Consider the following 24,466-nt stretch of genomic DNA (forward strand, 5'->3'; position numbering starts at 1 on the left):
CGCGCCGCCGACGCATCCTGTTCCCGGTCCCGTCGAGCGCTGCAGCCCCGGGTGTCGGGCCCGCCTTCCCAGCCGCGAGGCACGACGACGCAAAGGCCACCATCATGCCGAACTCTCCCCAACCAGAGTGACCTGTGGTACCAATGGTCCATATGTGGCTGAAGAGGCGTTCCATGCTGAGCGGGCCGGCGACCAGGCTGACGGCCGCCGGGCTCGTCCTGGCGTGCACGGCCTCGGTCGGCACGGCCTTCGTCGCGCACGCCGACTCGGTCTCTGACCAGAAGAAGCGCAACGACCAGAAGATCGCGGCGCTCGGCCAGCAGCTCGAGGGCACCAACGCCTCCCTCGCGCGCGCCTACGTCAACCTCCAGCGCACCAACGCCGCCCTCCCGGTCGCCCAGCAGCGGGTCACCTCGGCCCAGGCCGCGCAGGTGCGAGCCCAGGCGGCCCAGGTGGCCGCCGAGGCCACGGAGGCGCGCGCCATCGCCGCGGAGGCCAAGGCCCGCGCCCACAACGAGGACGTCGCCCAGAAGCTGGCGGTGGCCCAGGCCAACGAGCAGCGCGCCAAGGAGCAGCTGGCCAAGAGCGGGGCCGACCTCGTCACCAGCCAGGATGCCCTCGACTCGTATGCCGCCGAGGTGTTCCAGGGCTCCGACCAGCAGTCCCAGCTCGGGATGGTGTTCGGCTCGACGTCCCCCGAGGACTTCGCCGACCGCCTCGTCATGGCCGACACCGCCAGCGCAGTCGCCAGCGACACGATCGACAAGCTCGCGGCGATGACGGCCGACAACACCTCCACCCGCTCCTACCTCACCTCGGTACGCGGCGAGATCGCGGAGCTCAAGCGTCAGGCCGAGGCGGCGTTGCGCAGCGCCGAGAGCGCGGCAGCCGCTGCGACGCAGGCGAAGAACCAGGCGATCGTGGCCAAGAACAACGCGATCACGGCCGCCCAGAACGCGACCGCCGCCAAGAACCAGCTCGACCAGCTGAAGTCGAAGCAGTCGTCCTACGCCGCCGACCTCGCCGAGCAGCGCAAGAGCGAGGCGGCCGACCTCGCCTCGGCGCGCGCCGAGTCCTCTCGCCTGCAGGCGGTCCTCGTCGAGCGCGCGCGCCAGGCCCGCATCGCGGAGCAGAAGCGCGTCGCGGCACTTCGGGCCAAGCTCGAACGCGCCCGGCAGGCCCAGATCCGCGCCGAGCGGGCCAAGGCGGCCGCCGCGGCGAGGGGCGGGAAGAAGTACACCCCGAAGCCACCGCCCCCGGTCTCCGTCCCGTCCGACAGCACGCCCTCGAACTACCTGAGCTACCCGGCCGTCGGCCCGACCACCTCCGGCTTCGGCATGCGCTGGCACCCGGTCCTGCAGAAGTGGATGCTGCACGATGGCCTCGACTGGGGCATCGCCTGCGGCACGCCGGTGTATGCCGCGGCCCCAGGTGACATCATCCGCGCCGGCTGGCGTGCGAGCGGGTGGGGCAACCAGGTGGTCATCGACCACGGGATCCACCGCGGGATCGACCTCGTCACGACCTACAACCACCTGACGAGCATCGTGAAGTTCAGCGGGAAGGTGAACCGGGGCCAGCTCATCGGCTACTCCGGCACCACGGGCTACTCCACCGGCTGCCACCTGCACTTCGGCGTCTACGAGGACGGGACCCCCGTCGACCCTCGCAAGTGGCTCTGAGCTTCCCCCGAGCGCAATACCGACTCTGAACGGCGCCGCCCTTCGGGGTAGCGTTGGCTCGCCGACCGCAGCGCGGTCGGCCAACGACCCACCCGGCGCCATTCCGTGCGCCGGCGAGCAGCAGCCGAGTCGGAAGGACGTCCGGTGCCCAAGGAGAAGGGGCGGTCGCTCATCGCGAGCAACCGCAAGGCCCGACACGACTACCTCATCGACGACACGTTCGAGGCCGGCATCGTGCTGTCCGGCACGGAGGTCAAGGCGCTGCGGATGGGGCGGGCGTCCCTGGTGGACGGCTTCGCGATGTTCACCGGCGACGAGCTCTACCTCGAGAACGTGCACATCCCCGAGTACCTCAACGGCACCTGGAACAACCACGCCCCGCGCCGCAAGCGCAAGCTGCTCCTGCACCGCTCCGAGCTCGAGAAGATCGCCCACAAGACGCGCGAGAGCGGACGCACGATCGTGCCGCTGTCGCTGTACTTCAAGGACGGACGCGCCAAGGTGGAGATCGCGATCGCGACCGGCAAGAAGGAGTACGACAAGCGCCACGCCCTGCGCGAGCGCCAGGACAACCGTGAGGCGGAGCGCGCCCTGAGCGCGGCGCACCGCCGACGCTGACGTCACCGAGCGGCACGACGACCCGTGGCGCGGAACCACGCGCCCTTCGGCAGCGTCCGGTGTCAGGATGCAAGGGACCAACGACGCGGAGGGCACCCCGATGGCTGGATCGACGCGATCGACCGTGATGCGCGGCCGGCGACTCGGCGTGCTCGGCCTGCTGCTCGCGGCGGCCCTGCTGGTCGTCGGCCCGGTCGGCGCCGCGCGAGCGGCTGGCGGGGAGGGCATGGACTCCTTCGTGGCAGTCTACGACGTGCAGGCCGACGGCAGCATGAAGGTCACCGAGACGATCACGTGGCGGTTCCCCAGCGGAGAGCAGCGCCACGGCATCTTCCGCGACATCGTCGTGCGGATGGGCTACAACAACGAGCCGAACCGGTTCCGCTACTACGACCTGACCGACGTCGCCGTGAGCAGCCCGAGCGGGGCGCCCGACAGCTTCCGGGTCAGCGACAACGGCGCTGCCCAGGAGATCCGCATCGGGTCGGCGAGCGAGTACACCAGCGGCACGCAGATCTACGAAGTCAGCTACACGCTGCACAACGTGCTCAACCCCATCTCGGCCGACGGCAAGCCGGTCACGGGCAACGTTCCGGCCGACACGGTCGAGCTGAACTACAACGTCTTCGGCACCAACGAGGCCACCGCGCGTGACCGCGTCTCGGTCACCGTCAACGCGCCGGCCGCCTCGACCAAGGTGCTCTGCTTCACGGGTGCGTCGGGGTCGACCACGCCCTGCCAGGGCAGTCCCGGCGAGCCGTCCCGCTTCTCGGCGCAGGGTCTCGGCTCCGGCGATGCCATGACCGTCATCGCCTCCTATCCCGCCTCCGCCTTCCACGACGTGCGACCCGACGTCCGCAACGGCGATGCGGGCTCCTCGGTCGGGTCCGCGGCGGCACCCGCCGCCAATGCCGCCGCGTGGATCGGCGGCGTCGGTGCCCCGGTTCTCGCCCTCGCGCTGATGGGCGCCCTGGTGTGGACCCGAGGCCGCGACGAGCACTATGCAGACCTCACGCCGGGACTCTCCCCGGCCGGCGGCACGGGGGCCATGGGCGACGGCACGCCGACCGCCCGCGACGGCACGCCGACCGCGGCGACGGTCCGAGGCGGCCGCTCGACGATCGCGGTCCAGTTCCAGCCGCCCAAGGGCGTGCAGCCCGGCATGGTGGGGACGATCATCGACGAGACGGCGAACCCCATCGACGTGTCGGCCACGGTCATCGACCTCGCCGTCCGGGGGTTCCTGCGCATCGAGGAGAACGGCGGCGAGGGCATGTTCAGCCGCACCGACTGGACCCTGACCCGCCTGCCCTACCCGCAGGGCGAGCGACTGATCTCCTACGAGCGCCAGCTCCTCGACGGCATCTTCTCGAGCCGTGGCGACGTCGTGCGCCTCTCGGAGCTGAAGAACACCTTCGCGAGCACCCTGAAGCGCATCCAGGCCCAGATGTACCAAGAGGTCGTGACGCGCGGGTGGTTCCGATCCTCGCCGCAGAAGCAGCGCGGCGCCTGGCAGGGGCTGGGCCTGGTCATCGCGGTGCTCGGCGCCCTGGTTCTCTTCTACGGCAGGCCGGCCATAGGAGCGATCCTCGGCGGCAGCTTCACCGGCGGGGCGGCACTCGGCGTCGGCCTGATCGTGGCGGGGATCATCGTCTGGGTCCTCGGCGGCCGCATGGCGGCCAAGACGGCCGAGGGGTCGGCGGTGCTGGCGCAGTCGCTCGGCTTCAAGGAGTACCTCACGACGGCCGAGGCCGGCCAGATCGAGTTCGACGAGGCGTCGAACATCTTCAGCCGCTACCTGCCGTATGCCGTCGTCTTCGGTGTCGCCGACCGGTGGGCCCGGACGTTCGCCGACGTGGCGAAGGCGGCAGAGGCCGCGAACCGGCCCCTGATCATGCCGACGTGGTATGTCTGGAGCGGCAGCGTCTTCCCGGACTTCACGAGCATCGCCAACGGCGTCGACTCCTTCTCGACGACCTCGACCGGCACCTTCACCTCGACGCCCGGGTCCTCGGGCTCGTCCGGCTTCTCCGGGGGCGGCTTCTCCGGTGGTGGGGGTGGCGGCTCGTCGTCGGGCTCGTGGTGAGTCGAGCGCCCATCCCTGCTGGGTAAGGAGCCGGCATGGGCACGCCGGCAGCCGTCGATCTGCTCGCGACCTATCGGCACAAGCGTGACTTCTCCCGCACGAGCGAGCCGGCCGGGGGCGTTGCGCCTGTCCGGCCGGACGATGACGGGCCCCGGCGCTTCGTCGTCCAGCGCCACCGCGCCCGCCGGCTGCACTACGACTTCCGGCTGCAGGTCGACGGCGTCCTCGTCAGCTGGGCCGTGCCCAAGGGCCCGACGCTCGACCCGGAGGCCCGCCGACTCGCCGTCCACGTCGAGGACCACCCGATCGAGTACGAGCTCTTCGAGGGGGTCATCCCCGCCGGTGAGTACGGCGGCGGCGACGTCATCGTCTGGGACCGGGGCACGTGGGAGCCGCACGGCACCGACGACCCCGCTCAAGCCGTCCGGGACGGTGAGCTGCACGTGGACCTGGCGGGGGAGCGACTCCGCGGGCGCTTCGCCCTCGTCCGGCGCGGGAGCGGGTCCGCCGATGGCGGCGGCGGCAAGGAGCAGTGGCTCCTGGTCCACAAGCACGACGCCTTCGCCGAGCCGGGCTGGAACCCGGAGGAGCACCCCACATCGGTGCTCAGCGGTCGCACCAACGACGAGGTCAAGGCCGATCCGGACCTGCTGTGGCGCTCCGACCTGCCGGCCTCCGTCGCCGCCGTGCCGGTCGGCAGCAACCCCGGCCCACAGCTGTCGGAGGACGAGCTGGCCGGGCTCGCCGACCTGGGCGGCGAGGGCCGGTGGACGGTCTTCGGCCGGAACCTGCGCGTCACCAACCTCGACAAGGTGCTCTTTCCCGGCCGTGACGGCGAACCTCCGGTGACCAAGCGTGAGCTGCTGGCGTATGCCGCCCGCATCGCGCCCGTGCTGCTGCCCTACCTGCGCGGCCGGGCCCTCAACCTGCACCGCTACCCCGACGGGGCGGGATCGAAGGGCTTCTGGCACAAGGAGGTTCCCGAGCGAGCTCCGGGCTGGCTGCCTCGCTGGGACAACCCGGACGCCGACCCGGGGGAGACCCGCACCTACCTCGTGGTCGACGAGCCGGCCGCGCTGGTGTGGGCGGCTGGCTTCGGGGCGCTGGAGTGGCACCCGTGGACGTCCTCGACCGCCGCGCCGGAACGGCCGGACTACGCCCTCTTCGACATCGACCCCGGCGAACGCACCACCTGGCCGCAGGTGCTCGAGCTGGCGCGGCTGCACCGCACGGCGTTCGAGCACCTGCACGTGCACGCCTACCCCAAGGTGACCGGTCGCCGGGGTATCCAGGTCTGGGTGCCGATCAGCCGGGGCCCGACCTTCCAGGAGACGAGGGAGTGGGTGGAGCAGGTGTCACGGACGGTCGGCGCGGTGCTGCCGGACCTGGTGAGCTGGAAGTGGCAGAAGCGTGACCGCGCTGGGCTGGCACGCCTCGACTACACGCAGAACGCGGTCAACAAGACGCTCGTGGCGCCGTACAGCCCGCGCCCCGCCGCCGGAGCCCCGGTGTCGGCGCCGATCACCTGGGACGAGCTGGAGGATCCGGACCTGCGCCCGGACCGCTTCACCATCCGCACGGTCCTCGACCGCCTCGACGAGCGCGGCGACCTCTTCCGGGGCGCCCTGGACCACAGCCGGTCGCTCCCCAGGATCACCTGAGGCCCTTGCGCCCGGCGCAGAGCGCGAGGAGGGCCCCGATCCCCGCCACGACGCCACGCAGCAGTCACAGCAGGCCCCGCGCTGCGGCATACGGCATCCCCGAGGCGCGCCGAGAGGGTCGTGCCGCTCGTGGCGGCGCCGGTGTCGAGCCCGGCGCCAGGCCCTCGTCGTCGACCGTGACCGCGATTGGCGCGCCACGCTCTTCCCGATCCTCGACGCGGCGGGGTCGGTCGAGCGGGCGCTGCGGCTGGTGCGCGAGGTCGTGAAAGCCGCCTGACGTCCCGAGGGCAGGCGTCCTCTCTCGAGGCGGCGGCCGCCTCAGCCGCCTCAATCGCGTCAGCGCCTCAGCCGCGTCAGCCGCGTCAGCCGCGTCAGTCGATGACGAGGAGCAGGTCACCGCCCTCCACCTGTTGGTGCGCCTTGATCGCGACCCGGGAGACGGTGCCGGCCGCCGGGCTCGTGATGCTGGCCTCCATCTTCATCGCCTCGATCGTCGCCACCACACTTCCCGCCTCGACCGGGTCGCCCTGGTCCACCGCGAGCGTCACGACGCCGGCGAAGGGGGCGGCGACTTGGCCAGTCGCTCCGGGAACGGCCTTCTCAGCGGCCTTCACGTCCGCCTCGACGGAGCGGTCGCGCACGGTGATCGGACGGAACTGGCCGTTCAGGGTGCACATGACGGTGCGCATCCCCTTGGAGTCGACCTCGCCGATGGACTGCACGCCGATGATGAGGCGCTTGCCCGGCTCGATCTCCACCTCGTACTCCTCGCCCGCCTCCAGCCCGTGCAGGAACTCCACGGTGCCGAGGACCGACAGGTCGCCGTAGGACTCGCGGGAGGACTCGTACTCGCTCGACGGCCCGGGGAAGAGCAGCTGGTTGAGCGTGCGCCGTGGCGCGTCGGCCAAGGCCTTCTCCTGCTCGGGAGTCAGCTCCGTCAGCCGTGGGCGGGAGCGGCGGCCGGCCAGGGCCTTGGTGCGGAAGGGCTCGGGCCAGCCACCGGGCGGGTCGCCGAGCTCGCCGTTGAGGAAACCGATGACGGAGTCGGGGATGTCGTACTTCTGCGGGTCCTGCTCGAAGTCCTTCGGGTCTGCTCCGGCACCGACCAACGCCAGCGCGAGGTCGCCGACGACCTTGGAGCTGGGCGTCACCTTCACGACGTTGCCGAGGATCCGGTTGGCCGCGGCATACATGTCCTCGATCGCCTCGAAACGGTCGCCCAGGCCCAGCGCGATGGCCTGCTGGCGCAGGTTGCTCAGCTGGCCGCCGGGGATCTCGTGGAAGTAGACGCGGCCGGTGGGGGAGGCCAGCCCCGACTCGAAGGGCCGGTAGAGGTGACGCACCGCCTCCCAGTACGGCTCGAGCGCGAAGACGTTCTCGATGTCGAGCCCGGTCGGCCGGTCGGTGTCGTCGGTCGCAGCCACGAGGGCCGAGAGCGAGGGCTGGCTCGTGGTGCCGGCCATCGTCGCGGTCGCGGCGTCGACGGCGTCCACCCCGGCGTCGATGGCCGCGAGCAGCGTGCCGACCTGGCCACCGGCCGTGTCGTGGGTGTGCAGGTGGACCGGCAGGTCGAAGCGTTCGCGCAGGGCCCTCACGAGACGGGCGGCGGCGGGAGCGCGCAACAGGCCGGCCATGTCCTTGATGGCCAGGACGTGGGCGCCGGTGTCGACGATCTGCTCGGCGAGGCGCAGGTAGTAGTCGAGCGTGTAGAGCTTCTCGCCGGGCGACATGAGGTTGCCGGTGTAGCAGAGCGCGACCTCGGCCACCGCCGTGCCGCTCTCGAGCACCGCCTCGACCGCCGGTCGCATCTGGGACACGTCGTTGAGCGAGTCGAAGATGCGGAAGATGTCGAGCCCGGTGGAGGCCGCCTCGCGCACGAAGGCGTCGGTGACGGCCGTCGGGTAGGGCGTGTAGCCGACCGTGTTGCGCCCGCGCAGGAGCATCTGGAGAGGGATGTTCGGCATCGCCTCGCGCAGGGCCGCGAGCCGCTCCCACGGGTCCTCGGCAAGGAAGCGCAGGGCGACGTCGTAGGTCGCGCCGCCCCACGCCTCCATCGACAGCAGCTGCGGCGTCAGGTGGGAGACATGCCTCGCGACGTGGAGCAGGTCGCGGGTGCGCATCCTGGTGGCGAGCAGCGACTGGTGCGCGTCACGGAAGGTCGTGTCGGTCACGGCGACGTCGTTCGCCTCGCGCAGGGACCGCGCGAAGGCGGCGGGTCCGTCGGCGACGAGCCGGTCGCGCGCGCCCGGTGGCACGGGCGCGTCCGGCAGCTCGGGCAGCTTGCTGCGCGGGCGCACCCTCGTGGTGACCGGGCCGTTGGGCTGGTTCACCGTGACGTCAGCAAGGTAGGTCAGCAGCTTCGTCGCGCGGTCGGCGCCCACTCGCGCGGAGAGCAGCTCGGGCCGTTGGTCGATGAAGGACGTCGTGGCCAGGCCCTGCTGGAAGACCGGGTCGCTCAGCACCGCCTCGAGGAAGGGGATGTTCGTCGACACGCCGCGGATGCGGAACTCGGCGAGGGCGCGCTGGGCCCGTCGCACCGCGATCGGGAACGTCATCCCGCGACACGTCAGCTTGACGAGCATCGAGTCGAAGTGGGCGCTGACCTCGGCGCCGACGAAGACGGTGCCGCCGTCGAGGCGCACGCCGCTGCCACCGGCCGACCGGTAGACGGTGATCATGCCGGCGTCCGGACGGAAGCCGTTGGCGGGGTCCTCGGTGGTGATGCGGCACTGCAGTGCGAATCCCTTGGTGCGGATGTCCTCCTGCCGCAGGCCCATCGACGCGAACGTGTCGCCGGCCGCGATCTGCAGCTGCATGACGACGAGGTCGATGTCGGTGACCTCCTCGGTCACGGTGTGCTCGACCTGGATGCGCGGGTTCATCTCGATGAAGACGTAGCGGCCGTCCTCGCCGAGCAGGAACTCGACGGTGCCGGCGTTGACGTAGCCGATGGAGCGCGCGAAGGCGACCGCGTCTTCGCACATGCTCTTGCGCGTGGCTGGGTCGAGGTTGGGCGCTGGGGCAATCTCGACGACCTTCTGGTGGCGGCGCTGCAGGGAGCAGTCGCGCTCGTAGAGGTGCACCACCTCGCCGGTGCCGTCGGCGAGCACCTGGACCTCGATGTGGCGCGGGTTGACCACGGCCTCCTCGAGGTAGACGGTCGGGTCGCCGAACGCCGACTCGGCCTCCCGCTGGGCGGCCTCGAGGGCGTCGCGCAGTCCCTCACGGCTCTCCACCCGTCGCATACCGCGGCCACCACCGCCGCTGACCGCCTTGACGAAGACGGGGAAGCCGATCTCGTCGGCGGCCTCCACGAGGGAGTCGAGGTCGGTGCCGGGTTCGGAGCCGCGCAGGGTCGGCAGGCCGGCGTCGCGCGCGGCCGCGATGGCGCGGGCCTTGTTGCCCGTCAGGTGCAGCACCGACGCCGGGGGCCCCACGAAGGTGATGCCGGCGGCGTCGCACGCCTCGGCCAGCAGGGGGTTCTCGGAGAGGAACCCGTAGCCGGGGTAGATCGCGTCGGCGCCCGCCTCGACGGCCTTGGCGACGATCGCCTGGTGGTCGAGGTAGGCGCGGACCGGGTGGCCCTGCTCGCCGATCTGGTAGGCCTCGTCCGCCTTGAGCCGGTGCTCGCTCTTGCGATCCTCCCACGGGAACACGGCCACCGTCCTGGCGCCCAGCTCGGTCGCGGCCCGGAAGGCTCGAACGGCGATCTCGCCTCGGTTGGCGACGAGAACCTTGCGGAACATCGGACCTCCAGGGTGCGGGAGCGAGAGGTGTGGTCCTCGTCGACCACGGTGGGCAGCCTAGTGGCGTGGCCGCCGACCCGCGGCGCGGCTGCCTGCGACCGCCCCACGCCAGGGAATGACATGGACCGCCCGAGCGTTCCTCCTGCATACTGTTCCCTCCACCCCGGTGGAGCGCAGGGCAGCTTGACAAGTCAACAGCGTGACGTGGACACCCTCACGGGGGTGATCGGTTTCGACGGTGGTCGATACGCCAGGGGAAGCGGGTCGAGGATGCAGGGTTATCTCGTAAACGCTCCTTGCAAAACAATAGGTGCCAATTCCAAGCGCACCGACTTCGCCCTCGCCGCCTGAGCGAGCCTCGAAGTCTGTCAGCCTGAGCTAGTTTCCGACTCAGTGTCTGGCATCAGCTAGGAAACTTGCTGCGCAGTCATGTTGGGGGGCTGCGCGGGACTCTTACTCAACTGGGCCTGTCAGGGGACGTGTGCGTGCGAGCCCTGGGGCCGAGAAAAGCCATAGCGCACTGCACCCGGAGAAGCCCTGGTTTCTCGTCATCGGACGCGGGTTCAATTCCCGCCACCTCCACCACTTTCGTGGTGGCCACGTCACGCTGTCGCTGTCATGGCAAAGAGGGCGTCCCGTTTCGCGGGACGCCCTCTTGCGTATGCCGTCGCGCCGGACTGCGGGATCAGCGCAGCCGCAGGTCCTCGTTGCCGGCCGTGCGCCCCGGGCCGATGAGGTCGGGCCCGAAGGCCGACCACGACCCGCCGTCGACGCGGACGATCCGCTTGCCCAGCGGGAAGAGCGAGACCGGGATGAGCTTGAGGTTGCCGAGCGCCAGCGGGATACCGACGATGGTCACCGCCTGGGCGATGGCCGTCGTGATGTGCCCGAGCGCCAGCCACCAGCCGAAGAAGATGACCCAGAGCACGTTGCCGAGCGTCGAGGCGGCGCCGGCCCCCGGGTGCTCGACCACGGTGCGGCCGAAGGGCCACAGGGCGAACCACCCGATCCGGAAGGCGGCCAGTCCCAACGGGATGCCGACGATGGTCACGCACGCCAAGACCCCGGCCAGCACGTAGAGCAGCCAGAGCCAGAAGCCGCCGAAGACGACCCAGACGACGTTGAGGACCAGCCGCACGGGCCTCAGGCCTGCTCGGCCTGCTCGGCCTGCTGGCTCGGGGCTGAGCCTGCAGCGGCCTCGGCCGCGATCTGCTCCTTGATCGGCGCCATGTCGAGGTTCTTGACCTGCTCGATGACGTCCTGCAGCGCGGACTGCGGCAGCGCGCCGGGCTGGGCAAAGACGAGCACGCCCTCCTTGAAGGCCATGAGCGTCGGGATGGAGGTGATGTTCGCCGCCGAGGCGAGGCCCTGCTCGGCCTCGGTGTCGACCTTGCCGAACACGATGCCCTCGTTGTCACTGCTCTGCGAGGCGGCGTCGTACACCGGGGCGAACTGGCGGCACGGGCCGCACCAGGACGCCCAGAAGTCGACCAGGACGATGTCGTTGTCGAGGACGGTCTGCTCGAAGGACTGCGCGGTCAGCTCTGTGGTAGCCATGCCCTTGGCAACGGATGGTGCTCAGGACCTATTCCGGCGGGTGCGGCTCAGGCCAGCTCCCAGGTGACGGTGACGCTGGCCCGCAGGTCGAGGTCGCCGCCCTCGACGGGCATGCCGCCCGCGTCCCTGGATGCTGCCATCGCCATCATCTGCCGCCCCTGGACCGGGAAGGCTCCCGCCTCGGCCACCCCGAGGACCGCGCCGAGCCGCGCGCCGGACAGGCCGGCATACTGCCGCGCCTTGTCGTGGGCGTCGGCGAAGGCCGCATCGCGGGCGCGCCGCAACCCGTCGCTGCGGTCGGAGACGTCCAGCCGCACCTGGTCGACGAGGAGCGCGTTGCCGACGGCCGATGCCGCGTGCTCGAGGATCTCGCCCACCGACTCGAGGCGGCGCACCGTGACCGCGATCCGCTGCTGCGCGGTGAAACCGACGGCCGTGCCGGTGTTGTCCCAGCGCTGGTTGACGCCGGCGTCGAGGGTGCGGATGTCGGCGTCCGCGACGTCGTGCTCGCGGACCACCGCCCCCACCGTCGTGATGCCCTCGGCGGCACCGGCGAGCGCCTCGGCGACGTCGTCACCGTCGTGCCCCACCCGTAGGTCGAGCCGCACGACGTCGGGGGAGACCGCGGCCGTGCCGCTGCCCGTGACGGTGACCGTGCGCTTGCCCATGGGGTTCCTCTCGTCGCGGCCCCGGGAGCGGTCAAGGCCCTCGTCGCAACCTACCTAGACTGCAGTGCCATGACGAGCGTTCCGCGACGGTTCACCCCCTGCTCGCGGCTGGCCGCCGCGGCCGCCGTCGGCTCGGTGGTGGCGCAGCTGCTCGTCCTCTACTGGCCCGTCGTGACGGTCGAGGGCCCGGTCAGCTGGACCGACAAGGTCGTCCACCTGCTCGTCTTCGCCGTGCCCACGTATGCCGTGGGGCGGGCCTTGGGCTCCGTGCGGATCCCCGTGATCGCCTTCGCGATCCACGCCCCCGTGAGCGAGCTGGTGCAGCACTTCCTGCTGCCGGGGCGCACCGGCGACGTCTGGGACGCGGTGGTCGACCTGGTCGGCGTCGCGATCGGCGCGGCGGCGCTGGTGGTCGGGAGGCGGCTGCGCCGCTGGTAGACTTTGGGACATCCGACTCCGAGGTCTCCTCGGATCACGACGGAAGAGATGGCGCCGGGGATGCCCGGCGGGCAGGCTCGTCCGACGGGGTGGCCCCCTCCGGCAGATCGCGCCAGACGGCGCGGCCCGGCACCGACGCGGAGCGGATCCGAAAACCGGACGGCACAGATGCCGGGCACCGGTACACATGGGGCGCGGAGATTGCTGCGCCTGAGGCTCGTCTGCATGGTCGTGGTGTGACTCACGGCTCGAGGCGAAGTCTGCTCGAGTCAAGAGAGTTGAATACGCAATGCCCAAGCACACCTCCTCCGGCGCGCCCAAGAAGGCCCGCTGGTCCGCCGAGAAGAAGTCCGCCGCGACCAAGAAGCCGCACCGCGGCCAGGCCGGCAAGCCTGCCGGTTCCTTCTCCGGCCCGAAGACCTCCCGCCCGGCCTCGTCGGGCTCCTCGCACGTCGGCGGCCGCGAGTGGCGCGCCCCGCGTGACGAGCACCGCTCCACCGACCGTCGCGATGACCGCGGCGGCGACCGTGCGGGCTACCAGCGTCGTGACGACCGTGGTGACCGTGGTTTCCAGCGCCGTGAGGACCGCCCGTCCTTCGAGCGTCGCGATGACCGCGGCGGCGACCGTGGGGGCTACCAGCCTCGTGACGACCGTGGTGACCGTGGTTTCCAGCGCCGTGAGGACCGCCCGTCGTTCGAGCGTCGCGATGACCGCGGCGGTTACCAGCGCCGCGACGACCGTGGCTTCCCGCGTCGCGAGGACCGCCCTTCGTTCGAGCGTCGCGATGACCGCGGCGGCGACCGTGGAGGCTACCAGCGTCGTGACGACCGCGGTGACCGTGGTTTCCAGCGCCGTGAGGACCGCCCGTCCTTCGAGCGTCGCGATGACCGCGGCGGTTACCAGCGCCGTGACGACCGTGGCTTCCCGCGTCGCGAGGACCGCCCTTCGTTCGAGCGTCGCGATGACCGCGGCGGCGACCAGCGCCGTGACGACCGTGGCTTCCCGCGCCGCGAGGACCGCCCGTCGTTCGAGCGTCGCGATGACCGCGGTGGCTACCAGCGCCGTGACGACCGTCCGTCGTTCGATCGCCGCGGCGACCACCGCGGCGACCGTTTCGCCGACCGCGCTCCCGTGACCTTCGAGGACGCCGAGGCCGAGCGCATGGACGCCGACAGCTGGACCAAGTCGACGCGCGCCGACGTGTCCGACGGCCCTGTCGACGTCGCCGAGGACAACGGCTTTGCTGCCCTCGGCCTGCCCGAGCGCATCGTCGAGCGCCTGGCCCGCGAGGGCATCACCTCGCCGTTCCCGATCCAGACGGCGACGATCCCCGACGCGCTCGCGGGTCGTGACGTCCTCGGCCGCGGACAGACCGGCTCAGGCAAGACGCTCGCCTTCGGCCTGCCGCTCATCACCCGCCTGCTCCAGGCGGAGACGCCGCGCCGCCCGCGCAAGCCGCACGCGCTGATCCTCACGCCGACGCGTGAGCTCGCGATGCAGATCTCCGACGCGCTCGAGCCGCTCGTGCACGTCGCCGGCCTGCGCCACAAGCTCGTCGCCGGTGGCCTGAGCTACACGACGCAGATCAACGCCCTCAACAAGGGCGTCGACATCCTCATCGCGACGCCCGGTCGCCTGAACGACCTGCTCGAGCGAGGTGCAGTCGAGATGGACGACGTCTCGATCACCGTGCTCGACGAGGCCGACCACATGGCCGAGATGGGCTTCATGGCCGAGATCACGACGAGCCTCGACAAGATCCCGTCCGACGGCCAGCGCCTGCTGTTCTCGGCGACGCTCGACCGCGGCATCGACGCCCTCGTGGAGAAGTACCTCACCGACCCGGTGACGCACTCGACCAACGACGCCACGGCGTCGGTCGAGGGCATGGACCACCACGTCCTGCTCATCGACCCGCAGCACAAGAAGGTCATCACGGCCGAGGTCGCCAACCGCGAGGGTCGCACCGTCGTCTTCTGCCGCACGAAGCTCGGCGCCGACCGCATCGCGCTGCAGCTGCGCGAGCAGGGCGTCATGGCGGCCGCGCTGCACGGTGGCCTCAACCAGGGTCAGCGCAACCGCGTCCTCGGGGCGTTCCGTGACGGCACCCTCCCGGTGCTCGTCGCGACCGACGTGGCGGCCCGCGGCATCCACGTCGACGACGTCTCGGTCGTCCTGCAGGTCGACCCGCCGGCCGACCACAAGGACTACCTGCACCGCTCGGGCCGCACGGCCCGCGCCGGCGACAAGGGCACCGTTGTGACCCTGGCGCTGCCGCACCAGCGCCGCACGATGGAGCGCCAGCTCAAGGACGCCGGTCTCGAGATCTCGCCGGTCCGGGCCACGCCCGGCGACGCGACGATCGCGGCCACCGGTGCCACGACGCCCAGTGGCGTCGCAATCGCCGAGGACGAGTTCCAGCGCCTCATCGCCGGCCCCAAGCAGCACCGTCGTGGCCCGGCCGGGCCGCGCGGTCCGCGCCAGGGGCAGCGGGGTGGCTTCCGTCCCAACCACGGACGCGACGACCGCCGTGACGACCGACGGGGCCAGCGCGGCGACCGCGGCGACTCGCTCGTGTCCCGCTGGGGCGACGACCAGCGCGCCGGCCGCCGCGGCGCACGCTTCTGACGGGTCGCCGGTGTGGAAGGCTGGGCCCGTGAGCTCGCCGTTCCACACCGGCCGCCTCCTCGTGGCGACGCCGTCCGTCGGGGGTGACGTCTTCCATCGGTCCGTCATCCTCCTGCTCCACCACGACGACGACGGCGCCCAGGGTGTCGTGCTGAACAAGCCGCTGTCGGCCGAGGTCGACTCGGTCCTCCCGGGCTGGCAGCGTGTCGTCACCGCCCCGCACGTGCTCTTCCAGGGTGGACCGGTGTCCACGTCGTCGGCGCTGGGCCTCGTCACCGTCCCGGGTGACGAGCCGGAGCCGTTGGGGGTCAAGCGCCTCTTCGGGTCCATCGGCCTCGTCGACCTCGACGTGCCGACCCCGGTGGTCGCGGCCGAGCTCGCCGGCCTGCGCATCTTCGCCGGCTACTCCGGCTGGGAGGCAGGGCAGCTGGAGAGCGAGATCCTGCGCGGGGACTGGTACGTCGTCGACGCGGAGGTGGGGGACGCGTTCACCCCGGAGCCGGACCGGCTCTGGCGCGAGGTCCTGCGGCGCCAGCGCGACAGCCTGGCCTACGTCGCGAACTTCCCCGACGACCCGTCGATGAACTGACGCGCCGGTGACCACCGAAGCCACGGACCCCGACGGGACGCAGCCCGAGACCCCCAGATCGACCAGGCGAGTTGCCTTCGTCGACAGCGGGCTCGGGCTCCTCGGGTATGCCGACGCCCTCCACACGCTGCGCCCCGACCTCGGGCTCGTGCTGTCCCTCGACCCGGACAACATGCCGTACGGGCCCCGCACCCCTGACGAGGTGCGCCGGCTCGTCCTCGCGTCCGCGCGGGCGACGCTGCCCTACGCCCCGGACGCCGTCGTCGTGGCCTGCAACACCGCCTCGGTGCACGGCCTCGAGACCCTCCGCGCCGAGCTCGAACCCGAGGTCCCCGTCATCGGCACGGTGCCGGCCATCCGTCCCGCTGCGGCCGCGGGCTGGCCGGTGGCGGTGTGGGCGACCGCCGCGACGACGTCGAGCGACTACCTGCGCGGTCTCGTCGACGCCTTCGCCGCCGACGTCGAGACGCATGCCGTCGCCGCCTTCGGTCTGGCCGAGGCGATCGAGTCGGGCGACTCCGACGCGGTCGACGACTGCATCGCGTATGCCGTGTCGCAGACCCCCACGGACACGCGCTCGCTCGTGCTGGGCTGCACCCACTACGGCCTCGTGGTGGACCGCATCGTCGCCGCCCTCGGGTCGGGGGTGGCCATCCACGACTCACCCGTGGCGGTCGCCCGCCAGACGCTGCGCCGCATCCGGCTGGAGCCCGACCCGACGGCGGCGCACGCGGGGGTGGAGGCGGTGCTCCTGAGCGGCCGAGCCGGCCCGGTCCCTGCGTCGTGGAGCGCCTACCCGGCAGGTGCCCGCCTCCTCGACCTGGCGGTCCCCGGGCCAACCGGCCGGAACCACCGGCCGGAACTGCCGCAGGCGCCCCGAGAGCAGCAGTCGTTCCGGCCGCTCGACCCGCGGCCGTAGAATTCCGGCATGACCACGATGCCTCCCGACCCGTTCGAGCCCGAGCCCCAGCCGCTGCGCGGCACGAGCACGGCCACGATCGAGCGCGAGGAGGTCCGCGAGGAGCTGCAGGAGCCCGGCGACCACGAGCGGTTCTCGCACTACGTCCGCAAGGAGAAGATCCTCGAGAGCGCCCTGTCGGGCGAGCCCGTCGTCGCCCTCTGCGGCAAGATCTGGGTCCCCGGCCGCGACCCCCAGAAGTTCCCGGTGTGCCCCGTCTGCAAGGAGATCTACGACGGCCTGCGTGATCCGCAGGACGGCGGCGACGGCGACAACAGCGGTGGTGGCGGGGACTCCTGACCCGGGACCCCTGACTGCACCCCTGACCGCACCCCTGACCGGACTCCCGACGCGCGCACCGAGGCCCAGCCCCGCGCGCTGCTTTCCTTACGGGTTCTTGACCCACGCTGGCTCCGCCGCCGGCCTGCGGGTGCCTAGTCTCGATGGATCGACGCCCGATCGGGCCTCGTGTCGGACGAGAAAGGTCACTCCATGAAGCTTCGCTCCCTGATGCTCGCGGCACCCCTCGCACTCGCCGCGGTGTCGCTCGGCGCGCCGGCCCACGCCGCCCCCGTGCTCGAAGGCCACAGCGGTCGCACGTGCCTCGACCCCCAGACCGTCGGCGCGGTCGGGGCCCGTGGCGACCACGGCACGGCCAAGGACCCGCACGAGCTGTCCGACGCCCAGGTGCGCGCCAACGAGGCAGCCCTGACCAAGGCCCTCGAGGCCAAGGGGCTGACCCGCGACTCGTCGGGCAAGGTCGTCAAGGAGGGGCAGAGCGGGAAGCCCGGCAGCGGCGGCGGCGCCTTCGCGCGGGCGACGGTCAAGGTCTACTGGCACACCATCACCAACGGCACCCAGGGCGCGGTGAGCAGCAGCAGGATCAGCAGCCAGATCAGCGTCCTCAACAACGCCTACGCCAGCACCGGCCTCAGCTTCAGCCTCGCCGGGTCCGACTCGACGAGCAACTCGTCCTGGTACACCGTGACGCCCGGCTCGTCGGCCGAGAAGAGCATGAAGACGACCCTGCGCAAGGGCACGATGGCCGACCTCAACCTCTACTCGGCCAACATCGGCCAGGGGCTGCTCGGGTGGGCGACCTTCCCCAAGAACACCTACGACGCGATGGACGGCGTCGTCGTGCTGACCGGGTCCCTCCCGGGCGGCAACGCGACCAACTACAACCAGGGTGACACCGCCACCCACGAGGTCGGCCACTGGGTCGGGCTCTACCACACCTTCCAGGGCGGCTGCAACGGCAACGGCGACTACGTCGACGACACGCCCGCCGAGGCCAGCGCCGCCTACCAGTGCCCGACGGGCCGCGACACGTGCACCAGCCCCGGGCTCGACCCGATCAAGAACTTCATGGACTACACCTACGACTCCTGCATGAACACCTTCACCACCGGCCAGGTGTCGCGCATGCAGGCCCAGTGGACGGCATACCGCGCCGGCCGGTGACGGCCAGCACGCCTGCCGCACCTGTCCGCGAAAGCGACTGAGCGGCATACCATCCGGTCCGAGGCCCCGCTCGCAAGGCGGGGCCTCGGCATGTCGTCCCGGACGATTCGTTACGGTGGTCCCTCTATGAGTTCCGGCGCCGCCTTCCACCTCCCACCCGCCTTCCCCGAGCGGGCTGCGTGGGGTACCGCGAGCAAGCTGCGCGCCTGGCAGCAGGAGGCGCTCGACCTCTACCTCGAGAAGGCGCCGCGCGACTTCCTCGCGGTCGCGACGCCGGGCGCCGGCAAGACGACGTACGCGCTGCGGGTGGCCACCGAGCTTCTGAACGCCGGGATCGTGCACCGCATCACGGTCGTCGCCCCCACCGAGCACCTGAAGACCCAGTGGGCCGACGCCGCCGCCCGCGTCGGCATCAGCCTCGACCCGAAGTTCAGCAACAGCATCGGCCGGCACAGCGACGACTACCACGGCGTCGCGGTGACCTACGCGCAGGTGGCATCGCGCCCGTCGCTGCACCGCGAGCTGACGACCTCCCGCTCGACGCTCGTGATTCTCGACGAGGTGCACCACGGCGGTGACGCCAAGAGCTGGGGCGACGGCATACGCGAGGCGTTCGATCCGGCCACCCGACGCCTGTCGCTGACCGGCACGCCGTTCCGCTCGGACACCTCGCCGATCCCCTTCGTCACCTACGAGCTCGACGCCGAGGGCACGCTCGTCAGCTCCAGCGACTACACCTACGGCTACGCCGAGGCCCTGCGCGACGGCGTCGTGCGCCCGGTGCTCTTCATGGCCTACGGCGGCAGCATGCGCTGGCGCACGAAGGCCGGCGACGAGCTCGAGGCGCGCCTCGGCGAGCCGATGACCAAGGACTTCGTCGCGCACGCGTGGCGCACCGCGCTCGACCCCAAGGGTGAGTGGATCCCCGCGGTGCTCGCGGCCGCCGACCGCCGCCTGACCGAGGTGCGACGCCACGTCGAGGACGCCGGCGGCCTGGTGATCGCCTCCAACCAGACGCAGGCGAGGGCGTATGCCGCCATCCTCCGCACGCTGACCGGCGAGGCTCCCACCGTGGTGCTGTCCGACGACCTCGGCGCGAGCAAGCGCATCGAGGACTTCGGGTCCAGCGACGAGCGGTGGATGGTCGCGGTCCGGATGGTGTCCGAGGGTGTCGACGTGCCGCGCCTCGCCGTCGGCGTCTACGCCACCTCCACGTCGACGCCGCTCTTCTTCGCCCAGGCCGTCGGGCGCTTCGTCCGCGCGCGCCGTCGCGGCGAGACCGCGTCGGTCTTCCTGCCGTCGGTGCCGGTCGTCCTCGACCACGCGTCGCGGCTCGAGGAGCAGCGCGACCACGCGCTCGACCGCAAGCCCGACCCGGACGACATCGGCCAGATGTGGGCCGAGGAGCAGAGCCTGCTCGACGAGGCCAACCGCGCCGACAAGGCGAGCGGCGCGCTCGACGAGGGCGCCTTCGAGGCGCTCCAGTCCGACGCCCACTTCGACCACGTGCTCTTCGACAAGCAGCAGTGGGGGATGCACGCGCAGATCGGGTCGGAGGACGAGGAGGAGTACCTCGGCCTCCCCGGCCTGCTCGAGCCCGACCAGGTGTCCGCGCTGCTGCGCGAGCGCCAGAGCCGCCAGGTCAAGAAGGCGCCCCAGGGTGCCACGGCGCCGATGCCGGTGGCCGCGCACCGAGCCCTCGCCGCCCAGCGCAAGGAGCTCAACAAGCTCGTGTCGACCTATGCCCGGCAGAAGGGCCTGCCGCACGCCAACGTCCACATGGACCTGCGTCGCGTCTGCGGCGGCCCCGACCTCGCCGCGGCGTCCTCGGAGCAGGTGTCCGAGCGCATCGACAAGATCCGGCTCTGGCTCGTCGGCCGCCGCTGACGAACTCGGCGACGGGGCGCTGTTCACGTCGGCGTCATCGCTCGGATGCGCGCGGTGGGGTTTGCGGGGTTATGGTCTGCCTTGCGCCTCGGGGGCGAGTGCGCACCCGTGACCCCAGGACTGCTCCGACCGAGCACCTGACCGACGAAGGACGACATGAGCACCGACCACACCCCTGACCTCCTCGGGTCCTCGACGACCCGTCGCCAGCTGCTCGCCCTTGCCGCCGTGGGCGGCGCCGGGCTCGCGGCCGTGCGCGCGGCCGCGCCCGCCACGGCCGCCACCGGTCCGGGCACCAACGGCGAGGTCGTCCGGCTGACCGTGCTCGGCACGACCGACCTGCACGGCAACGTCTACAACTGGGACTACTTCAAGAACGCCGAGTACGACGACAAGGCGCACAACGACATCGGCGTCGCCAAGGCCTCGACCGTCATCAAGGCGATCCGCGCCGAGGTCGGCGCCGAGCGCACCCTGACGATCGACGCCGGCGACACCATCCAGGGCACGCCGCTGGCGTACTACTACGCCAAGATCGACCCGATCACCGGGGGCGCCAAGCACCCGATGGCTGCCGCGATGAACCAGGTCGGCTACGACGCCGCCGCGCTGGGCAACCACGAGTACAACTACGGCCTCGACACCCTGCGTGCCTTCGAGAAGCAGCTGAACTTCCCGCTGCTGTCGGCCAACTCGGTGGACTGGAACACCGGGGCACCCGTCTTCAAGCCGTGGGTCATCAAGACGGTGAAGCTCACCGACACCAAGGCGATCAAGGTCGGCATCCTGGGCCTCGTCACCCCCGGCGTCGCCATCTGGGACAAGGCCAACGTCGAGGGCAAGGTGCGGTTCCCCGGCATCGTCGAGCAGGCCAAGGTCATGGTGCCTCGCCTCAAGGCCGCCGGCGCCGACGTCGTCATCGTCGCCTGCCACTCGGGCGAGAACGGCAAGTCGTCGTGGGGCGACTCGCTGCCCTACGTCGAGAACGCGAGCGCGATCCTCGCCGAGGAGGTCCCCGGCATCGACGCGATCCTGGTCGGCCACGCCCACCTCGAGATCCCGCAGCGCTACGTCGCCAACAAGGCGACCGGTAAGCAGGTGCTGCTCTCCGAGCCCTACTACTGGGGCATGCGCGTGACCCGGATGTCGATCGACGTCCAGAAGGTCCGCGGGCAGTGGCAGGTCGTGCACTCGGAGGCGACGCTCTACAACTCCAACGTCGCCCCGGAGGACCCCGCCGTGACCGGCGCCGTGGCCGCCGCGCACCAGAAGGTGCTCACCTACGTCAACGGCGTCATCGGCACGTGCACGGAGGCCATGTCGGCCGCGTCGTCGCGGTACGAGGACACCGCCGCGATCGACTTCATCAACTTCGTCCAGGCCGACGCGGTGAAGAAGGCCCTGTCCGGCACGGCCGAGGCGGCCCTCCCGGTGCTGTCGATCGCCGCGCCGTTCAACAAGCTCGCCGCCATCCCGGCGGGCGACGTGACCATCCGGGACGTTGCGGGGCTCTACATCTACGACAACACGCTGCTCGGCATCGTGCTCACGGGCGCGCAGGTCAAGGCGTACCTCGAGAAGAGCGCGGAGTACTTCCAGCCGTGCACGACGACTGGCCCCGTCGCGGCCGACTCGCTCACCAACGCGGGTGGCACGCCGGACTACAACTACGACGTCATGGGCGGGCTCGACGCCGACCTCACCTACGACATCGACCTGGCCGAGCCGGTCGGCTCGCGCATCGTGAACCTCGCGTATGCGGGCAGCCCGCTCGCGTCGGACGCGCGCTTCGTCGTGGCGATCAACAACTACCGCCAGTCCGGTGGTGGCAACTTCCCGGGGGTCGTGGGCGCTCCGGTCGTCTACAACCGCCAGATCGAGATCCGTCAGCTGCTCATCGACTGGGCGACGGCCAACAAGGTCATCGACCCGGCGGTCTTCTCGAGCCTCGACTGGAGGCTCGTGAGCAACGGCAACCCGATCACCGTCACGCCCTGAGGCGGATGATGCACCGACGTGCCGCCTCGACCACCGGTCGGGGCGGCACGTCCGCGTCTGGGCTCCGCCCACGACGTGCTCAGCCGGCGTCGGCGAGCACGCGCTTCAGGCGACGCAGGCACTCGGCGACGAACGCCGGGTAGGTCCCCCAGTAGTAGGCGATTCCGCTGAGCCCCACGGCCAGCGCCCACGCCCGCGCACGCAGCCACGGCGTGTCGTCCAGGCCGAGGGTCGAGCGATAGGCGTCGCGGGCAGCGACGGGTAGGTCCCACAGCGGTGCGTGTTCGGCGTCCGGGACTCCGACGGAGAGACCGCCGAAGTCGATGACCGCCGCGAGCCGCCCGTCCCGGACGAGCAGGTTGGTGGGCTTGAGGTCGGCATGCATCCACACGTGGCGGGCCGGCTCGTCGAGGTCCGTCAGCTCCAGCGCCTCCGACCACAGGCGCTCGAGACGGTCGAGGTCCAGGCTGTCCAGGTCGCGCCCCTCGAGGCCGCGGCACTGGGCGAGGGACTCCCGGACCCAGTCGTCGACGTCGGCCAGCGACCCGCCGCGGTACCAGCTCAGCTCGCCCTCGCGCCCGGCTCCCATGAGGTCGACGGACTGGAGCGCCTCGACGAAGCAGCCGAGATCGTGGCCGAGCTGCGCCCAGTCGGCGACGGTGTCGTCGCCCACCAGCTCACCCTCGATCCAGCGGTAGACCGACCACGGGAGCGGGAACCCGGCTGACGGCCGGCCGAGGTGCACGGGCTCCGGAACGGCCACCGGCAGGTGCGGGGCCAGGACGGGCAGCCACTGCTGCTCCTTCTCCACGGACCGCGCGGTCCCCGGCGTCCGGGGAAGCCGCAGCAGCAGCTCGTCGCCGAGCCGGTGGAGGATGTTGTCGGTGCCGGCTCCGGCCGGGGACAGCGGCAGGTCGGCCCACTGGGGGCACTGCTCACGTAGCAGGCTGCGGATGACGTCCTCGTCAGGGGTCAGCTCGTCGTCGTGCAGGGTCTCGGCCACGCCTGCACCCTGCCGCACCGGGGCCGTTCATCGCGAGGCGGTTTCCGGGCGTAGGCGTACCCGCCGGGACAGGGGAGCACCGGCGGGTACGCCTTCCCATTGTCTCGGATCGAGGGCCGCTCCGTAACCCGTTTCGGCGCGATGGGACCAGGTTCGTGATCTCTTTCGTGACTGCGGCCGTGGCTCACCGACCCACGAGCACCTGGTAGCCCCAGGCGGGGAGGCTGTAGCCCTGGTTCTGCTCGAGCTCGAGGGTCTCTCCCGTGAACGCGTCTCGCCAGGCGCCGGCCTGGGGGCCGTCGCCGAGGGTCACCGTCAGCGGCTCGGCGCTGAAGTTGAAGGCCCCGAAGACCCGGTCGTCGTCGACCGCCCGGACGAAGCTCAGCACCGCCGACTCCGCCGAGTTCGGCACCCGCACCATCCGGCCACCGGCGGCGCCGTTCCACAGGGCCGGGTGCGCCTTCTTCAAAGCGAAGAGGGTGCGGTAGAGCTGGCCCTGCTCGTGCTCGCGCCACTCGATCTCGTCCTTGTCGAAGAAGATGAGGCGCTTGTCGCTACCGGCCTCCTGCCCGTTGTAGATGAGCGGCACCCCCTCGCTGACGACGGACAGCACGATGGCGGGCTCGAGCGCGTCGCCGAACTGCTCGTACTCGGTGCCCTCCCACGCGTTCTTGTCGTGGTTGCTGACGAAGAGCATCCGGTAGGCGTCGCGCTGGTAGAAGCGGTCGTTCCAGGCGTAGTAGACCTTGAGCGCCTCGACGTCGGCCTTTCCGTGGGCGATCTTGTGCAGCGTCTCGTTCCAGCTCCAGCCGTAGGTCATGTCGAAGGCACGCACGTGCAGGTCGCGCGACTCCCACTCGGCGAGCAGGAAGACCGGCTTGATCTCGTCGAGCTCGCGGCGCACGTTGTCCCAGAAGTCGACCGGGACGAAGCCCGCCACGTCGCACCGGAAGCCGTCGAAGCCGACCTCGCGCACCCAGTACTTCATGGCCTCGGTCATGTAGCGGCGCAGGCCGGGGTTGTCGTAGTCGAGGTCGATGATGTCGTCCCAGTCCCACCATGGCGTCGGACGGAAGTCGCCCTTCCAGTCGCGGGCGTACCACTCCGGGTGCTGCTCGACGAGCACGTTGTCCCACGCGGTGTGGTTGGCCACCCAGTCGAGGATGACGTGCAGCCCCAGTCCGTGGGCGGTGTCGACGAAGTGGCGCAGGTCCTCTAGGGTGCCGAACTCGGGGTTGACGGCGAGGTAGTCCTGGACGGCATACGGGCTGCCGAGGGCGCCCTTGCGGTTGCGCTCGCCGATGGGGTGCACCGGCATGAGCCAGACCACGTCGATGCCGAGCTCGCGGATGCGCGGCAGATGCGCCTCGGCGGCACGGAAGGTGCCCTCGGGCGTGAAGTGCCGCTGGTTGATCTGGTAGATCGTCGCGCTGCGGCTCCACTCGGGGTGGGTCAGCTCGACGTCGGGCCGGGGGGCGTAGG

The 24,466-nt window shown here is 71.2% G+C and carries 18 protein-coding genes and 1 other RNA gene; 13 read left to right on the plus strand and 6 right to left on the minus strand.

The window, feature by feature from the left end; all coding sequences use genetic code 11:
- The first annotated feature begins 173 nt into the window (after positions 1-173).
- The 4 genes from AC3WRT_RS12700 (at position 174) to ligD (ending at position 6,047) form a co-directional block, all read left to right on the plus strand.
- Positions 174-1,682 carry a peptidoglycan DD-metalloendopeptidase family protein gene (locus tag AC3WRT_RS12700; RefSeq protein ID WP_492722387.1) on the plus strand — a complete coding sequence of 503 codons (1,509 nt, stop codon included), beginning with the start codon at positions 174-176 and terminating at the stop codon, positions 1,680-1,682.
- A gap of 144 nt (positions 1,683-1,826) precedes the next feature.
- Positions 1,827-2,300 (plus strand): SsrA-binding protein SmpB, encoded by a 474-nt coding sequence (smpB, locus tag AC3WRT_RS12705; RefSeq protein ID WP_492722389.1) that lies wholly within the window; start codon positions 1,827-1,829, stop codon positions 2,298-2,300.
- 67 nt (positions 2,301-2,367) lie between these two features.
- A complete protein-coding gene (locus AC3WRT_RS12710; protein WP_492722390.1) occupies positions 2,368-4,386 on the plus strand; it encodes a DUF2207 domain-containing protein in 2,019 nt (672 codons plus the stop codon).
- 35 nt (positions 4,387-4,421) lie between these two features.
- Positions 4,422-6,047: a non-homologous end-joining DNA ligase gene (ligD, locus tag AC3WRT_RS12715; protein ID WP_492722392.1), complete on the plus strand. Its 1,626-nt coding sequence runs from the start codon at positions 4,422-4,424 to the stop codon at positions 6,045-6,047.
- Positions 6,048-6,418: 371 nt separating this feature from the next.
- Here the strand turns inward: ligD and AC3WRT_RS12720 are convergent, their stop codons facing one another.
- On the minus strand, positions 6,419-9,793 hold the full coding sequence (locus tag AC3WRT_RS12720) for a pyruvate carboxylase (RefSeq protein WP_492722396.1): 3,375 nt from the start codon (positions 9,791-9,793) through the stop codon (positions 6,419-6,421).
- Between the two features lie 218 nt (positions 9,794-10,011).
- Here AC3WRT_RS12720 and ssrA point away from each other — a divergent pair.
- Positions 10,012-10,378: a transfer-messenger RNA gene (gene ssrA, locus AC3WRT_RS12725) on the plus strand.
- 100 nt (positions 10,379-10,478) lie between these two features.
- Here the strand turns inward: ssrA and AC3WRT_RS12730 are convergent.
- The 3 genes from AC3WRT_RS12730 to AC3WRT_RS12740 are packed head-to-tail and all read right to left on the minus strand — an operon-like array spanning position 10,479 to position 12,018.
- Positions 10,479-10,931: a YccF domain-containing protein gene (locus AC3WRT_RS12730; protein WP_492722401.1), complete on the minus strand. Its 453-nt coding sequence runs from the start codon at positions 10,929-10,931 to the stop codon at positions 10,479-10,481.
- Positions 10,932-10,936: 5 nt separating this feature from the next.
- The gene (gene trxA, locus AC3WRT_RS12735; RefSeq protein WP_492722403.1) at positions 10,937-11,350 is read right to left on the minus strand and encodes a thioredoxin; all 414 of its coding nucleotides are present in this window, start codon (positions 11,348-11,350) and stop codon (positions 10,937-10,939) included.
- A gap of 47 nt (positions 11,351-11,397) precedes the next feature.
- On the minus strand, positions 11,398-12,018 hold the full coding sequence (locus tag AC3WRT_RS12740; protein ID WP_492722406.1) for an SIMPL domain-containing protein: 621 nt from the start codon (positions 12,016-12,018) through the stop codon (positions 11,398-11,400).
- Positions 12,019-12,087: 69 nt separating this feature from the next.
- Between AC3WRT_RS12740 and AC3WRT_RS12745 the strand changes: the two genes are divergently transcribed.
- The 8 genes from AC3WRT_RS12745 to AC3WRT_RS12780 all read left to right on the plus strand — a co-directional run bounded on the left by AC3WRT_RS12745 (position 12,088) and on the right by AC3WRT_RS12780 (position 21,981).
- A complete protein-coding gene (locus AC3WRT_RS12745) occupies positions 12,088-12,456 on the plus strand; it encodes a VanZ family protein (protein WP_492722408.1) in 369 nt (122 codons plus the stop codon).
- Between the two features lie 289 nt (positions 12,457-12,745).
- The gene (locus AC3WRT_RS12750) at positions 12,746-15,085 is read left to right on the plus strand and encodes a DEAD/DEAH box helicase (protein ID WP_492722410.1); all 2,340 of its coding nucleotides are present in this window, start codon (positions 12,746-12,748) and stop codon (positions 15,083-15,085) included.
- Positions 15,086-15,113: 28 nt separating this feature from the next.
- Positions 15,114-15,674: a YqgE/AlgH family protein gene (locus tag AC3WRT_RS12755; RefSeq protein WP_492722412.1), complete on the plus strand. Its 561-nt coding sequence runs from the start codon at positions 15,114-15,116 to the stop codon at positions 15,672-15,674.
- A gap of 7 nt (positions 15,675-15,681) precedes the next feature.
- Positions 15,682-16,593 (plus strand): glutamate racemase, encoded by a 912-nt coding sequence (locus AC3WRT_RS12760; RefSeq protein WP_492722414.1) that lies wholly within the window; start codon positions 15,682-15,684, stop codon positions 16,591-16,593.
- A gap of 9 nt (positions 16,594-16,602) precedes the next feature.
- Positions 16,603-16,932 (plus strand): DUF3039 domain-containing protein, encoded by a 330-nt coding sequence (locus AC3WRT_RS12765; protein ID WP_492722416.1) that lies wholly within the window; start codon positions 16,603-16,605, stop codon positions 16,930-16,932.
- 192 nt (positions 16,933-17,124) lie between these two features.
- On the plus strand, positions 17,125-18,096 hold the full coding sequence (locus AC3WRT_RS12770; RefSeq protein WP_492722418.1) for a zinc metalloprotease: 972 nt from the start codon (positions 17,125-17,127) through the stop codon (positions 18,094-18,096).
- A 126-nt stretch (positions 18,097-18,222) separates the two neighbouring features.
- Complete coding sequence (locus AC3WRT_RS12775) at positions 18,223-19,983, plus strand: DEAD/DEAH box helicase (protein WP_492722419.1); 1,761 nt, start codon at positions 18,223-18,225, stop codon at positions 19,981-19,983.
- 156 nt (positions 19,984-20,139) lie between these two features.
- Positions 20,140-21,981: a bifunctional metallophosphatase/5'-nucleotidase gene (locus tag AC3WRT_RS12780; RefSeq protein WP_492722420.1), complete on the plus strand. Its 1,842-nt coding sequence runs from the start codon at positions 20,140-20,142 to the stop codon at positions 21,979-21,981.
- A gap of 79 nt (positions 21,982-22,060) precedes the next feature.
- Here AC3WRT_RS12780 and AC3WRT_RS12785 read toward each other — a convergent pair whose 3' ends face one another.
- Both AC3WRT_RS12785 and AC3WRT_RS12790 read right to left on the minus strand, forming a co-directional pair.
- Positions 22,061-22,984 (minus strand): aminoglycoside phosphotransferase family protein, encoded by a 924-nt coding sequence (locus AC3WRT_RS12785; RefSeq protein ID WP_492722422.1) that lies wholly within the window; start codon positions 22,982-22,984, stop codon positions 22,061-22,063.
- A 184-nt stretch (positions 22,985-23,168) separates the two neighbouring features.
- Positions 23,169-24,466 (minus strand): alpha-amylase family glycosyl hydrolase (locus AC3WRT_RS12790; RefSeq protein WP_492722424.1); only part of this gene is annotated, 1,298 nt, incomplete at its 5' end.

The organism is Terrabacter sp. FW104-15G4B (assembly GCF_058790095.1).

Bases quoted from the DNA above. Each gene is read 5' to 3' on its own strand.
- AC3WRT_RS12700 (WP_492722387.1), top strand. From the start codon at position 174: ATGCTGAGCGGGCCGGCGACCAGGCTGACGGCCGCCGGGCTCGTCCTG.
- AC3WRT_RS12710 (WP_492722390.1), top strand. From the start codon at position 2,368: ATGCAAGGGACCAACGACGCGGAGGGCACCCCGATGGCTGGATCGACG.
- ligD (WP_492722392.1), top strand. From the start codon at position 4,422: ATGGGCACGCCGGCAGCCGTCGATCTGCTCGCGACCTATCGGCACAAG.
- AC3WRT_RS12720 (WP_492722396.1), bottom strand. From the start codon at position 9,793: ATGTTCCGCAAGGTTCTCGTCGCCAACCGAGGCGAGATCGCCGTTCGA.
- trxA (WP_492722403.1), bottom strand. From the start codon at position 11,350: ATGGCTACCACAGAGCTGACCGCGCAGTCCTTCGAGCAGACCGTCCTC.
- AC3WRT_RS12740 (WP_492722406.1), bottom strand. From the start codon at position 12,018: ATGGGCAAGCGCACGGTCACCGTCACGGGCAGCGGCACGGCCGCGGTC.
- AC3WRT_RS12745 (WP_492722408.1), top strand. From the start codon at position 12,088: ATGACGAGCGTTCCGCGACGGTTCACCCCCTGCTCGCGGCTGGCCGCC.
- AC3WRT_RS12750 (WP_492722410.1), top strand. From the start codon at position 12,746: ATGCCCAAGCACACCTCCTCCGGCGCGCCCAAGAAGGCCCGCTGGTCC.
- AC3WRT_RS12765 (WP_492722416.1), top strand. From the start codon at position 16,603: ATGACCACGATGCCTCCCGACCCGTTCGAGCCCGAGCCCCAGCCGCTG.
- AC3WRT_RS12770 (WP_492722418.1), top strand. From the start codon at position 17,125: ATGAAGCTTCGCTCCCTGATGCTCGCGGCACCCCTCGCACTCGCCGCG.
- AC3WRT_RS12775 (WP_492722419.1), top strand. From the start codon at position 18,223: ATGAGTTCCGGCGCCGCCTTCCACCTCCCACCCGCCTTCCCCGAGCGG.
- AC3WRT_RS12780 (WP_492722420.1), top strand. From the start codon at position 20,140: ATGAGCACCGACCACACCCCTGACCTCCTCGGGTCCTCGACGACCCGT.